Source organism: Chryseobacterium sp. MYb264 (assembly GCF_035974275.1).
In the GTDB taxonomy this organism is placed as follows: domain Bacteria; phylum Bacteroidota; class Bacteroidia; order Flavobacteriales; family Weeksellaceae; genus Chryseobacterium.
This window is the reverse complement of sequence record NZ_CP142422.1, coordinates 385,814-399,828: the sequence shown is the minus strand read 5'-3', so window position 1 is coordinate 399,828 and position 14,015 is coordinate 385,814. Positions and strand designations below refer to the sequence as shown.

The 14,015-nt window shown below is 34.7% G+C and carries 16 protein-coding genes; 14 read left to right on the top strand and 2 right to left on the bottom strand.

Annotated features, from left to right (window positions below):
- Nucleotides 1-152: 152 nt before the first annotated feature.
- Together VUJ46_RS01720 and VUJ46_RS01715 are read right to left on the bottom strand one after the other, a co-directional pair.
- Entirely contained in the window at nt 153-1,190 is a 1,038-nt protein-coding gene (locus VUJ46_RS01720) for a hypothetical protein (RefSeq protein WP_326983292.1), read from the bottom strand.
- A gap of 228 nt (nt 1,191-1,418) precedes the next feature.
- Nucleotides 1,419-1,781, bottom strand: a complete 363-nt coding sequence (locus VUJ46_RS01715) for a helix-turn-helix domain-containing protein (RefSeq protein WP_326983291.1) — start codon at nt 1,779-1,781, stop codon at nt 1,419-1,421.
- Nucleotides 1,782-2,140: 359 nt separating this feature from the next.
- Here VUJ46_RS01715 and VUJ46_RS01710 point away from each other — a divergent pair, with 359 nt between their 5' ends.
- From VUJ46_RS01710 to VUJ46_RS01645, 14 genes are all read left to right on the top strand, one after another.
- Nucleotides 2,141-4,066: a type VI secretion system Vgr family protein gene (locus tag VUJ46_RS01710; protein WP_326983290.1), complete on the top strand. Its 1,926-nt coding sequence runs from the start codon at nt 2,141-2,143 to the stop codon at nt 4,064-4,066.
- Nucleotides 4,067-4,139: 73 nt separating this feature from the next.
- Entirely contained in the window at nt 4,140-4,688 is a 549-nt protein-coding gene (locus VUJ46_RS01705) for a hypothetical protein (RefSeq protein WP_326983289.1), read from the top strand.
- Nucleotides 4,689-4,736: 48 nt separating this feature from the next.
- Nucleotides 4,737-5,069 (top strand): DUF3289 family protein, encoded by a 333-nt coding sequence (locus tag VUJ46_RS01700; protein ID WP_326983288.1) that lies wholly within the window; start codon nt 4,737-4,739, stop codon nt 5,067-5,069.
- Nucleotides 5,070-5,075: 6 nt separating this feature from the next.
- Nucleotides 5,076-5,522 carry a hypothetical protein gene (locus VUJ46_RS01695; protein ID WP_326983287.1) on the top strand — a complete coding sequence of 149 codons (447 nt, stop codon included), beginning with the start codon at nt 5,076-5,078 and terminating at the stop codon, nt 5,520-5,522.
- A 12-nt stretch (nt 5,523-5,534) separates the two neighbouring features.
- Nucleotides 5,535-6,710, top strand: coding sequence for a hypothetical protein (locus tag VUJ46_RS01690; protein WP_326983286.1), 1,176 nt, complete (start codon nt 5,535-5,537; stop codon nt 6,708-6,710).
- Between the two features lie 258 nt (nt 6,711-6,968).
- Entirely contained in the window at nt 6,969-7,475 is a 507-nt protein-coding gene (locus VUJ46_RS01685) for a hypothetical protein (protein ID WP_326983285.1), read from the top strand.
- 22 nt (nt 7,476-7,497) lie between these two features.
- Nucleotides 7,498-7,938 carry a hypothetical protein gene (locus VUJ46_RS01680; RefSeq protein WP_326983284.1) on the top strand — a complete coding sequence of 147 codons (441 nt, stop codon included), beginning with the start codon at nt 7,498-7,500 and terminating at the stop codon, nt 7,936-7,938.
- Nucleotides 7,939-8,096: 158 nt separating this feature from the next.
- Nucleotides 8,097-8,426 carry a hypothetical protein gene (locus tag VUJ46_RS01675; protein ID WP_326983283.1) on the top strand — a complete coding sequence of 110 codons (330 nt, stop codon included), beginning with the start codon at nt 8,097-8,099 and terminating at the stop codon, nt 8,424-8,426.
- Nucleotides 8,427-8,437: 11 nt separating this feature from the next.
- Entirely contained in the window at nt 8,438-8,851 is a 414-nt protein-coding gene (locus VUJ46_RS01670; protein WP_326983282.1) for a hypothetical protein, read from the top strand.
- 396 nt (nt 8,852-9,247) lie between these two features.
- Entirely contained in the window at nt 9,248-9,469 is a 222-nt protein-coding gene (locus tag VUJ46_RS01665; RefSeq protein WP_326983281.1) for a hypothetical protein, read from the top strand.
- A gap of 80 nt (nt 9,470-9,549) precedes the next feature.
- Nucleotides 9,550-10,353: a hypothetical protein gene (locus VUJ46_RS01660; protein ID WP_326983280.1), complete on the top strand. Its 804-nt coding sequence runs from the start codon at nt 9,550-9,552 to the stop codon at nt 10,351-10,353.
- Between the two features lie 3 nt (nt 10,354-10,356).
- The gene (locus tag VUJ46_RS01655; protein WP_326983279.1) at nt 10,357-10,947 is read left to right on the top strand and encodes a PAAR-like protein; all 591 of its coding nucleotides are present in this window, start codon (nt 10,357-10,359) and stop codon (nt 10,945-10,947) included.
- The gene (locus tag VUJ46_RS01650; protein ID WP_326983278.1) at nt 10,931-12,724 is read left to right on the top strand and encodes a glycoside hydrolase family 24 protein; all 1,794 of its coding nucleotides are present in this window, start codon (nt 10,931-10,933) and stop codon (nt 12,722-12,724) included. Before VUJ46_RS01655 ends, VUJ46_RS01650 begins: the two co-directional genes overlap by 17 nt.
- Before the next feature lie 6 nt (nt 12,725-12,730).
- Nucleotides 12,731-13,672 carry an XAC2610-related protein gene (locus tag VUJ46_RS01645; protein WP_326983277.1) on the top strand — a complete coding sequence of 314 codons (942 nt, stop codon included), beginning with the start codon at nt 12,731-12,733 and terminating at the stop codon, nt 13,670-13,672.
- Nucleotides 13,673-14,015 lie beyond the last annotated feature (343 nt).

The following is a 14,015-nucleotide window of genomic DNA, read 5'->3' as shown; positions in this document are numbered from 1 at the left end:
AATCATCTCTTATGAAGTCAAATTGAACTTAAATACATGCATCAAAAGAGAGCAGGAGGATGAGCAGGAAATGAAGCAAACACTTTAATACGTACTCCTGCTGATTTTCCTGTTTTTTTTTTGCGATCCGCTGCCGCTGCCAATTGATTCTGCTAAGGAACCGGCGATACTGCTGCTGCTCCGTTAGAGCTTCCGCCCAAATTAAATTCGAGATCCGGTAATGAATTAATCTGGGAATTATCTATAATAAGCGTATACAGTACCCATGTTCCGTTTGGGCTTGTTCCTGTTGACTGCTGATAAGTTGAAGCTCCTGAGTAGTCCGCCCGAAGTCTCCATGTGTTGCCTGATCTAAAGGCATTTACATTGGCGGGCGCAGAAAGGTTTCTTCCGTTATTATTCGAATTAGGAACCGAAAGCAGGTGATTAAAAGCATTCCCTACCACCACCAGGGTGTATTTGGAACTTTCTATTTTTGTGTCAAAATTATTTATCCAGTCAAAATTCACATTATTAATCGTATACCTCTGGTAGTAGAAAGGAACAGAAGACCTCGGATTTTTATACACTGTCCCATCATTCGCAATAGAAAGTCCGTGAAATGCTCTGTTGGGAGGCTCAGAAGGCAGATAATCTATTTTCAGTGGTGAGTTGGTGCCATCGCCTTCAATATGCAGAAGAGTATCAGGCTGCAGGGTTCCTATACCGACTCTGTGATGGGCTGCATCGATGCTTAATGTATTTCCGTCGACCTTGAAGTGGCTCGTTCCTGTATTAGAGGAAGAAGAGAATTCCAGGATTTTATCTCCCATGGCAACGGTTCGGTCCGAGGTGAGGGTGCCATTATTTTTATAAATACTGGTATCTGCTTCTCTCATGCTGATCCAGATATTCCCATCAAAATAATAGTATCCTTCAGAGTTGATGGCAGCTGTCTTCGCAGAAGAGGTTGAAACGGGAGCCGTAGCATAGATAATCGTACCCTTTTGATCCGCTCCATACCGACTGTCTGCCAGCCTGATCTGGTCTCCCGTCAGCTTTGGGGCAATAATTCCTTCGGCTGTGCTCCCATCCGTACTGCGGGCTTTAACATCAAGAGTTGCTTTGGGCTGAACGGTGTTTATACCAATCTGTGAAAACACCTTAATGCCGGCACACAATAAAGTGATTGCTAAAAAATTCTTTTTCATTCGTATAACATTAAAAATTAAAATTGTTAATCGTTCAATCAAACAAACCGGATCCATACTTCCTATGTGAAAGCAGTCCGGCCGATGTATTGAAATGTGTTTTTTTAGTGTGTGCGGTAAAAATAAGAGGATCTTCCGGCAACAGCAAATAAAAAGCTTTCTGTTTTCGTGAATTCGGAAACTCATTTAAAATACACAAAACCATCACCAACAGATAGATTTCAGCCTTTAGTTACGGCTTAGGTTTTCGATAAAATCTGAAGGTGAATACAGGGTTATTTTTTTGAAAACGGTAGCGAATTTTGCGGGAGATGAAAACCCGCATTCTTTGGACAAAGCAGCAATTTTATATTTGCGATACTGAGGGTCATCTTCAAGCTTCATCAGGATATACTGTATTCTGAGCCCGTTAATATAACTGTTGAAATGCTTACTCCTGTGGTTGTTGATAATATAAGAAAGATATTTACCATTGGTTTTCAAAAGGGTTGATAGGAGGGCAAGTGACATTCGGGGACTTAGATAATGTCGAGATTTCTCAAACTTTTCCAGCTTTTTCTGTAGTCTTATTTCAGTATTTGTGTTCATCATTTTGCAGGTCTTTTGTTTACAGGTTTTTGTCTGTTACTTCCTGTAAACCATTCTTCTTTTTTTTAAATTATTTAACCCTAAAAAATATAAAAAAATTGTAAATGCATAATCATACAACATCAATAAAGGATTTTCGCGGTTCTTTATAATTTACCTATCCTTACCAATTTATGTTTTACTATTATCGTATGAATAGTAAATACTACATTTACTTTATTTATCAGAATAAAAAACTCATATTTCTCACAAATAATCCAATCGTACTTTTACTACAATTTTAAAAATTTAAACTAAAAAACTCATTGAATTAAATTAATATATCTAATTTCAATGAATTAAAACCAAATACACATCATATTGTGAAAAAGAATATCTCGAATTCAGAGAAAATTTCAGAAAATGAAATTTCAGGGATTAACCGTATGGTTAAGCTGGAGATCGTCATTGAAGGCCGGATTATCAGGCACTTCAAGCATTTTCGTTTGCAACAAAGCATTCGTACCCATCACAATTTTGAACTTACGCTGGCTCACGATACGTTAGGAGACCTTCAGGATCATAATTTAGAGCAAGCACAACAGTTTCTGGGCAAGCGCCTCACGATCGTTTTTAGATATAAAGATGCTGAAAACGGAGGTCCGGAAAGAACGTTTGTGGGCTTCATTACGCAGGTGGCTTTCAGTCAGGAAAAAACAAGTCTCGGAAATATTGTTCTTAAAGGTAAAAGTCCGACCATTCTAATGGATGCTGCTCCTCATACGCAGAGTTTCGGTGGAGATCAGCCGGTGAATACCTCCATTATTGCGACCAGAATTCTCAAAGAAACACTGGATTCGGGAAAATATGACTATAAAGTAGACCCGAATAATAAAAGCTACATCAATTACAGCGCCCAGTATAAAGAAACCCATTATAACTATCTTTCAAGACTGGCAGAAACCTATGGCGAACAGTTTTATTATGACGGCGAAGTGCTGTATTTTGGAAAATTACCAGCCGGAGAACAACCAGTAAAACTAACCTACGGAAGCAATGTAAGCGATATTTCCATTGAATTAAAAGCCGTTCACACTAAGCCCGAATTCTTTGGATACAACAGTACAAAGCACGAAAAACTGCTAAGCTCAAAAACAGATATTAAACATATCGGTCAGTTGGCCTTCAAAGCGTATGAAATCAATAATGATATTTTTAAAACAAGATCATTAAACCCCTCGCCTATCAATGCCAATATGTCTCTGAATGTAGATGACGTACAAAAAAGTGCGGCAGGAAGTGCAGCGGTGGAAGTTTTTACCGTTTCAGGAAATACAACTGTTCCTTTTCTACATCCCGGATGTCTTGCGGATGTGGAAATGAGAAAACCGAACAGCAACCAGACCTCCTATTTTACCAAGCTGATGATCACAGAAGTGTCTCATGAAGTGAATACAAAAGGTTTTTACAACGGTTCGTTTGAAGCTATTGCAGAAGGAACAGGCTATATTCCACAGCCGGATTTTACCCAACCAAATGCTGAGCCACAGATCGCTACCGTTATTTCCAATACCGATCCTTTAAACCAGGGAAGAATACAGGTTCAATTCGACTGGCAACTGAATGATACCACTCATTTTATCAGAATGATGAGCCCTGATGCGGGAGGAACCGACATGATTACCCAAAACAGAGGTTTTGTAGCCGTTCCGGAAGTAGGCGATCAGGTCATGGTAGGTTTTGAGTATCATCATCCCGACTTTCCCTTTGCAATGGGAGGAATGTTCCATGGTGCGGTAGGTCTCGGTGGTGGCGTGAATAATCATATTAAATCCATCCAGACCAGAAGCGGAAATAAGGTGATTTTTAATGATGAAGAAGGCAGTATTTTTATTGAAGATCCAAGCGGGAATACCTATTTCATGGACGGAAAGGGAAACATTGCCGTAAATGCACCTAATGATATGACCTTTACCGCAGGAAATAACATCAGAATGACTGCAGGAAAAGATATTACCTCGATTGCCGGAAACAGCATGTTTGCCACCGCAAATGTGAATATCGTTTCCAATGCGGGAGTAAATATGATCGACACCGCGGGAAGAGATTTGATGCAGACTGCGACAGGAAACATTCACGAATCTTCTGATATGAGAACCGAAGTTTCTGAAAATGAAAGAAATATCCAGGCGAAGAAAAGTGATTCCTATGCCGAAAAAGTAACCGTAGTAAGCACCAAAGAAAATATGGTGTTACAAAGTGAAAAAACGGTAAAATCTCAAAGTGGAGAACAGGGAAATTCTCATTAATAGTAAATTTCAACTTGTTTTAAAATTTTAAATCAATCCTGAAAAATTTGATTTAAATAAAAATAATACGATCATGGCGATAGTAAAAAAAGCAAGCAATATCAATATACAGGTTGCTAACAATTACACTTCTCTCAGTAAGGTTTCTCATGAGGAATCCGGTGAGGTGATTATTGAGGCAACCAAGCAGAATTTGGAGCTGTCCAGTCAGAAACGGGCAATACTGCAGGGTTTTGGAAAAGACGGCGTTGGCAATGACGGATGCAAGGAAGGCGTAATCAAAGTAAGTAAAAAATTGATTGGAAAAGCCAAAGGAGAACCCGGATTTAATTTTGACGGAACAAAAGCCGAGGACACCTACTTTGCCGACAGTCCGGCCTCATCGGCTTCGATAAAAAATGATCCTGTTTTTAAATTAAGTGACGCTACTTTAGGTGCTTATCTCGATCAGCTCATGACTTCCCTATCCATCGGTGATATGGAAACCGTGGCACTGGAAATGTCTGCCCGTTTTAAAAATGGAACCGGAGGAACCTATAAAAGTGATATTCTGAATAAAGAAATCGCCAATAATTCAGCTTTTACAACGTATCACAATGCCTTTCTTACTGAATTTAAATAAGTCCTGAAAAAAAGCAACTACGACCCGAATGCGATGGAACTAATTTCTATGAAACTCTTGAATTTCTCTTCTTTTTGGGATAAAGTTTCAGGGTTGGGAATTACCATCCATCAGGTTTGGAGTGCCAAGGCTGAAATTCTGGACTATTCTTATAATAAATGTACCAAAATGTGGAACGGAAAACTGAAATATACGTTTTATGATCATTTTGGACTGGACTGGGATGATATTGTGAAGCACGGAGGAGACAGAATTCCGCAATATCATACCGGAGATTTCTTTAAGGCATGGTATATTCTGCAGCATTATAGAAGTGCAAGACCATTCATTACCGAAATGGAAAGAAATGTAACGTTAAGCGGCAACTCTGATAGAGACTAATCTACTATGAAAAACTTAATAATTTTATTGACATTATTTGTGGCGTGTATTCAAAACAAGTCGGAAGACTTTCAGCTAATGGCTTTATCACCCGTTACGTACGAGTTTAAAGCCGGAGAACATAAAAATAGGATTGATTATTTTTATGCAGACGGTCATTTTTCATATAACGATTCAGAATATGAAAAACTGAAAAAGAAAATTGATGAGAAAACGGCATCGGTGAACATCAAAGAGTATCATCTGTATTCCGTGTATATTTATAAGGAAACCAATTCCATTAATAAATCATATAAAGGAGGAAAACAAGGGCTGGACGGTCATAATGAAGACCTCATCGCCTATGTGAGATATACAGATGGTGCAAGAGATATTTTCTACATTACCGAAAAAGGAAATGTAGTCTATGATGCTGTTTCCAACAAGGCAGAAAGCTTTGAGTTTGAACAATAAAAATACAGAAAAATGGCAGGTCCGGGCGTAATATTCGACAGCAAAACTCCTATTTCACGAAAAGGAATAGAGCCGACACAGGTGAAGAGTATAAAGCTTGTTTCTGATCTGGATGACGGAGCGGCTAATGATGGAAACGGAACAATCAAAGAAAAAAGCGGATTGATTTTTGGGAAAACCTATACTTTCAAAGTAGAATCCTATACCAATGAAGAGCCTAAAGATGTAAATCTTGTAAAATGGGCAGTAAGCTATACCGATAAAGAAACAGGAAAGTTTTATAAAAACGTACTGAAGGATACCTTTACAGGAGATGAAATCAGTATTACATTTAACGATTCTAATGGATGTGGGAATGATTTAAATATCATTGCATATATTAATGATGCTGATAATGAGGGTAAGCTTACTCAATTTAAACATAACAGATTTCGTTTTTTTGACAGAATTAAATTAATAAATGAATTAGAAGCAAGAAAAACCGAACCTTGGCGCATCAACCAAGATGATACCAATACGTGTGGTCCCAGTGCCATTATGTATTCTTTTGCTAAAAGAGATAAAGAAAATTATGCAAAATTTATTGCTGATCTTCATAGAAAAGGCATTACTCAATTTAATAATTATAAAATCGACATCAGCAGTGACGGGGATTTGAAAGATATTGCAGATACCAATCCTAAAACAAAAGAAAATTTCCCGACAGCAATGGCCTCTTGTGACTGGATTCCTAATACCTGCATTACAGATGATGAAAATATTTTCTTTGATTTTGAAGGAAATACAAAGGAAACTTTTTCTGCTATAACTGTTCCCTCAAGAATGAAAATGCTGAATGAAAAACTATTGGGATTAACAGATGTGAAAGATAATACGAATTTATATTTCAATAAAACCGGATGGGTTTGGGGAGCAACTCTTGAAGACGTAGCAGAACTTATAAATACAAAAAGTGAAGGATATGAAGTGTTTTTATTAGTAAGTATTGATTTACTTAATAATAGTATTTCCAAATCTTTATTCTCCACAGCAGAACATTGGATTGTTTTAGAATCTATCAAACATGGTGCACCTGGTTTTGTAGAATTTAATATATATACTTGGGGTAAAAATCCAACTCTTAAAACTTATAATATTAGTTATGATATTTTTAGAACAAATTATTATGGATATATAAAAGCAAAATAATATGAAAATAAATTTAATTTCTTTATCAATAAGCATTGTATCAATGATACTACTCGTTTTTGTAATATATCAGATGGTCGATTATATCACCCCACCAATAACGATTGATGGTCATAGATATATGCCTACAAGTAATGTTCTGAAATCTGTGTTTTATAGTTTATTACTATCTATAATTATCTTTTTTATCTCAAGAAAAGTTATAAAAGGGAGGATGTCGAAATAACGCTATTGTATTTTTTTTGGTATTTAAGATCTATGAATTATATATTGAAGCCAATTAGTACTTTCTTAATTTGTATTCTCTTTACCTCATGTTTTAATGACAATGTTAAAGAGATCGATGATCAAAATTTCAGCTATATAGAAATTACAGATTATCCACTGAATAAAGAAAATACAAAAAATGCAAGATTGATTTTGTATAAAAAAGGGTCTAATTTTAAGGAAAAAATAAGTGAATATGACGATTTTTCTTTTGAAGTTACTCCTTCTAAAGTATTAAATATTAAATTCGATTTTGATAATAGCCAACCTATTAATGAAGATATGGAATTTATAGTAAATGAGAATTTTTATTATCAATTTAAAGATATTGCTATTCGATATGACACATTTAAAAAACCGAATATCATAGGCAATGATCTTTATCTCTATAAAAATATGAAGGCAACTGTAAATGAAAAACCAATGGAATTTAAGGAATATAAGATCCATGAAAATAAAACCATACAGCTTCCTTTCGCATTGGCAAAGAAGTTATAAAACAAAGAACAGAATCTGACGAATGAAGAAGAAGGTATATTTACTCATTTTCATACTTTGTATTATCATTGGATATATGATGATTGGCTGGATTTCACAAAAAAATAAAGACAACCAATTTAAAACAGAATGTGAAAATAATCCAAGTATTCATACCACTCTTTCTTTTGTTGTTGATCCTAAAGATGAAGCTCATCAGATAAATGTTCATTTAAAAAATAAACAGAGCCAAACGATATTAAATAAAGTATTAAACAAAAATAAAGACCATGAATTTAAATATGACGGTGGATTTTCAATAAGTGATACCCTAATGATTATTAAAAATAGTAAAGTATATAAGATGTATGGTTTTAAATATCACACAGTTGTTATCAATGAAAAAAAAGGACCGGAATGTCATTACAAAGGTGCTTTTATCAATGGTAAATGGAATGAGGATTATATTGTTGACTTGAATTAACAGAAATTAATTGAGTAAAGTAAGAATATGTTCAGGCAAAATAAATTTTTACTGATTATCCTGCAGTCAATGACATCATTCATTAACTGCAGTGAGAAAAAAATGAAAAGTGCGATCCCAATATGTCGGTATCTTTTATAAATATTCATTCTGAAATATTGATACAGAACATAAAGGTTTATCAGTATAAGAATAATGTTTTAAAAGACAGTATGACTTTTAATGCAGAGAAAAAGGATAAAACAGATTACCTGTTTTCAAAAGATGGATCAGATTATTCAGTGGAGTTGAAAAAAACGTACACTTTCGGTGATAAGTTTAAAGTTCTGATTGATAATAAAGAGTATATTCTTGATCATTTTAAAGTAGCTCCCACCAAAGTAGGAACAAATTACAAACAAGAGGATGTATGTGCAGTTCAGGAATATAATGTTAATAGTAAACCGATAAAAAACAATGCTGTATTGATTGATGTGGACAAAAACTAATATAAAATGATATGAAACATAAATTGGCCATTTCATTATTTATATCTCTCCTGTTTTTAAGTTGCTCTCGGGAAAGAAAGCTTAAAAATGAGATTCACATTTACCAACCGAGCAATATAAGTTCTGTGAAAGATGTATCCATCACAGAAATAAGCAACGGTCACAAAATTAAAATATATAAAAAAACAGAAATTAAAGAAAGATATGACAGCCTGAATAAAATCCCTTATTTATCATTAGTATTTAAGGATGCTAAACAGTTTCAAATGGATAAAAGCTATGAATTGAAAATTAATAATTCTATGTACAAGATCGAGGATTTTAGAGAAACCAAAAAAAATCAAGGAAGTAATATTTTCTATACGATAAATGGTGAACCTCAGGAAATAGGAGGTGACAATATTATAAAAATTGATTTAGAGTAATAAAGCAGTAAACGAATATGCTAAAAAAATGGAATATACTATTTAACGCTCAGCTTATTCTCTTCATCACATTTATTGTTTTGACATTCATTTATTACTGGGATCAGGATGCTCATCAATACTTTAATAAATCAATACAGAACTATAATTTTCAGAGTATTTTTTCATTGTTGATGACTTACTTATTTATTTTTTTATCGTGTTTGATTTTATATATCCCGTTTTGTTTGCGATCCAGCTGATCATTAGTGTAAAAGAAAAAAAGGGACATCAGAGAATAAAGAGTTTTATGGTATTGGCATTTTTATATCTACTCAGTATTGTTTCTGTTTTTGCTTTATTAATGATAAATAATGCTCAGGCAATCAAAGCTATTGATTAAATAATTAAACAAGTATGAAGACAGGAATTATATCGTTTATCATCGCATTGATCTCAATGATATTGTCAGGTTTGGCAATTTATCAGTTTGTTGCGTATATAAATCCTCCGGTGACAATGGACGGACATCGATATATGCCTACCAGTAATATTCTGAAATCTTTTGTTTTCAGTTTTATTATCGCTGTTATCGTATTTTTTGCGGCAAGAAAAATGATCATGAGAAGGAACTCTTAAATTATAAATTGATAAAAAATGATAGTATAATCCGTAAAAATTAATACAAACCCAATCATAAACCCACCAAAAAGCTAAATATGACCACGCCAGTTTCCGAAATATTTCCCACTTCCACCTACACTGTCAATGATGAGTGTCTGGTGAGAATTGGTACAGAAGAGTACGAGGCCAAGCTCTCCTACACGCTGTATATAGAACCGGATCAAAAGGAAACTGACCAAATGTCAATCAACCGAACCAATTTTAAGGTAAATGGTCAAAAGATAGATACTAAATTCCTTGGTGTGGCTAATGATTATATGGAAGCTTTATTTCCAATCCTTTGTAAAATAAGCAAATACCAACTTAGTATTGAAAACATCAGCGAAATAAGAAAACGGATTCAAAAGACGGATGTTGCCGTGCACGAAATCTACAGCGGCGAGGGTATTGATCATATTCAGACGCAGTTTTTTGCGGCTATTCAGACGGATGACAAGCTAAAACATTTTATCGGGCAGCTGCATTTTATGAAAATGCTGGAATACGGTTTACAGAAATTTAACCCGAACCACCAATATGAAACTTCCTGGAAAGTCCTTCCCATAGGCATCACCGAATGGAAAGGCAACACCCAGTATCAAAAAGAAAAAAATACCTTATCCTTTGAGCCTAAAATCGATAACGCGCAAGAGCTTATGAACAGGATCATCAGATATATCCATCGATATGATTATCCGGTGGGTTTTGAGGAAGAGACTCTCCCACTCTATGCCGATTTTCAGAACAACATCAGCTATACCGGAAAAACCGGAAGGATAGAAAAAGCGGAAACGTATGTCTGCGTAGAAGCAGAGAAAAAATTTTATTACCAACACACCATCACCATTGAAACAAAGTAAAGTATGTCAGCCTCCATCCCCTATACCGTGCAAAGCGGAGAAACGCTTCAGGATATCGCCAGCAAACTGGGTATCAAAGACTGGACAAAACTTCAGCAGTATCATAATGATCAGGTAAGTTCTGATCAGAAAACATCGACGACACCTTACGCAGGTTTTAAACTGATGACGCCCTCTCAGGACGAGATCTACACTATGAACGGGGAGACTCCTCCACCCGATCCCGCTGAAGAGCAGAAAAATGCCGAGCAAAAGCAGGATCAGGAAAAGAAAAAAGAGGATGAGGAAAAGAAAAGTGAGCAGGCTTCTAAAAGTGATCATGACGGAAAATATTTTGTGGTCCACGATGCAAAATGTGTCTGTGATAAAGCTGAAAACCCAAAGCAGACTGCTAATCTTCAGGTGACCACTCACTCCATTATTGTTCTGAACGATGAGCAGGGAAAACTGGCTGCCACAGAAGAGGATAAAACCTTTAATCCACCTGCCGCTACTTTCGGGAAATGTACTCTGAAACCATCATCTGGAGGGTATCTTCCCTGTGCCCTGGCTCTGGCTCCCAAGTGGGGAAAGACCTATGAAATTAGTCCCTAAAGATCCTTTATTACAAGTTCTTAATGGGGATAAATCTTTAGGTGAATATTTAAATGTTTCCAACGTTCCCAAGATTGTGGATGGCTATTTCTGTGATGCCGGAGATACCGAAAAACTGTACAACTCTCCTATCGATAAACCTTTATACTTTAAATTATACGCCATTAATATGGTGGATAAAAAAGTGGAGATTCATTTTATGACCCAGTCGGATCCTTATTTCGGATTTGCGTGGAGTGCCAAACAATGGAAAGACTGGAAAGACGTTCAGGACAAGTTTTCTAAAGAGACATTCTTCCATAAAGTGGAAGGAACCATCAATAAAAAAGGGGAACTTATCGTGAAAGTTGATCCTTCAAAATTAGGAAAACCTAAAAATTATTTTAAAATCGCTGCCGTTGTAAAAATAACCGAAGGCGAAGGAAAAGAGGCAAAAGAAAAAGCAGCTTATCTGGAGAAAGCAGATCTTGCCATTTTATATGCGACCGCGAAGCTTCCCGATATGGTGGAAAATAAAGGGGCTGTGAAAGTGGGAAGAGAGACGTTAAGTAAAAAAGGTGAAAATGAAAACGGTGTATGTGAATGCGAAGCTAAAGTGAGAGCATATATGAGAATGCTTCGTGTAGGAGAAGGTACTGGAGAATTAATAAAATCGTCAAAATATAATAAAGAAACAAAAAAGAACGAAATTGTTTATATATCAAATGATTTCGAAGCTGGGTATACCAAATTATTTGGTGGAGATAATTTTACAAAATCGCCTCATAATAAGGATATGAATAGTCATCCTCAAATACCAGTATATTGGTATACGAAGAAAAATGGAGAAAAAGTATATAGTTCTGCTGCTGGCGCATATCAGGTAATGGGATATAATTGGAATGATAGAGATATGATTAATAAGAGAAAAGCTTACAGTGTGATAGATTTCTCAGCAGAAGGACAAGACAAGTTTTGTGTAATTTTGTTCGAACACAAAAGAGCAGGTATGTTAGATTTAATAATAAAAGGTGATATAAAAGGTGCGACAGAAAAATATGGGAGTTTTGAATGGGCAAGTTTACCACCTGGTCAATACGGTCAGCCTATTGAAACAATGGAAAAAGCATTAGAATTATATAACCAATTTTATAAAGAAGAACTTGCAGGGAGAAGCCCATTACATTTAAAAAAAGGATTTCTTAAAGAATTTGGTAAAAGTTGTTGCGGAGAAAATTCACAAAAATTAGGGCTGGAAAAATCGCTATGTGGAAAATCAGAAATTGATTTGAGAGATAAAATAAAATGGCAAACACAATTTGACCCAAAATGGGGAGCACGTGACAGACAAATGGTTGCTTGTAAAAAAACTTGTGATGATATATTAATAAATAACGGACTTAAAGCTACATCTTTATTAAAATTATATCAGACAGCAATTGAAGACGATAAACATACCAAATTGATAATCAATACTGAGATTTCAAAGGAAGCCATTGCTTATTTAGATAGCGAATTAGAGAAGGGACATCCGGTGCAAGTCGGTGTTGATCATGGGATAGGATACAAAATTAATAATAATGCTGATCATTCTACTGATCACTTCGTAGTTATAATTGGACGGAAATGTGATGGAGAAAAATGTTATTATCTCTTTTATGATGTAGGTACGAGTCATATAGAGAAAGGAGCAAGTGATAACAATAGATTATATTTCGATAAAACAAATTATTCCTTAAAAGGAACTACAGTTTATAATGGTCATTTATATACAGTAACTCAAATAAGAAAAAACTAAAAAATAATGAAAAAATTAAGTCAAATATCATATTTATGGTTGTTTTTTTCGATGTTATCATCATGTCAAACAAAAGATGAAAAAAATCCAATCGACAATAAACAAGTAGAGACTGATAACAATTCATACATAGGAAAATGGTTACCAATAGACAAAAACAACGAAAAATATTATTATTGTACAGACTCTAATAAATTTATTGAAGTAGGTAAAAATACAATCTATGATCATACACCTATGGAAAATTCTAATTTTAGTATTAACCATGTGAGAAATGAAGGAAATGAGACCTATCTGTATTTAGATAAACAAGAATCATCTTACTACATTTTAAATTGGATAGATAGAGAACAAGGTATTATATCATGTAAATTGAATGATTATGATACAAATCTATTTATTATAGAGAAAAAATTAAATACTATTGAAAATAAGTCTTGTCAGCAAAAAAGTAAATCTTGTAATATCAGCGACGTCTTCAATAAATATAAATTTATCTTAGAAGCAGGAGAATACCGAAATGACAAAGAACAAAAGTATCCAGTATCCGCATGGATTACAGTAACAAATCTAAAAAATAAAAAATCGCAAGAGATTTATTTTGAACCAAATTCATGGTCAGTATACAGCGATTTGCCTTGTAATGATTTAATTATTAAAGACTTTAATTTTGATGGATTAGAAGATTTTGCATTTGTTTGGGATAATGGGGGTAGCTCGGGGAAATTATATGAGTATTATTTTCAAGATAAAAATGGAAATTTTTCTCCTGCAGATTCTTTTCCTTTACAACATGGAATATTAGCAGAAGATATAAGTAAGGCTAATAAAACAATTACAGTACAGAGCATTGTTGGATGTTGCCACATTAACTTAAACCAATATAAACTTAACTCTAATGGACGGTGGGAAACTTCTTCAGAACAACATGAATTGAACAAGAAATAAACGAAGCCTATTTCTGTATTGCTATTGATACTGAACAGGTTTTCATCAGTTATGTAAATGGTTCATTATATTTTAAAATTTACGCCATTAATATGGTTAGGGAATATCTTATTCCGCAGACGGTACATGGCAAACGAATTGTACCGAAGGAATCGGAAGTATGACTATTAAAGGGAAGCAAGCCTCTTTAGTGGTCATGTCTAATCAGATTTATATTCAACTTGTGGAGACCAAAAGATATGATTCTGAGAAAGGTATTGCCTATAAACTCAAAAATATTCCTGAAGATTTAGGTAATTTTGGGATTAAGTTACCCTGGAAAGATTATTTAAATCATTCTTGT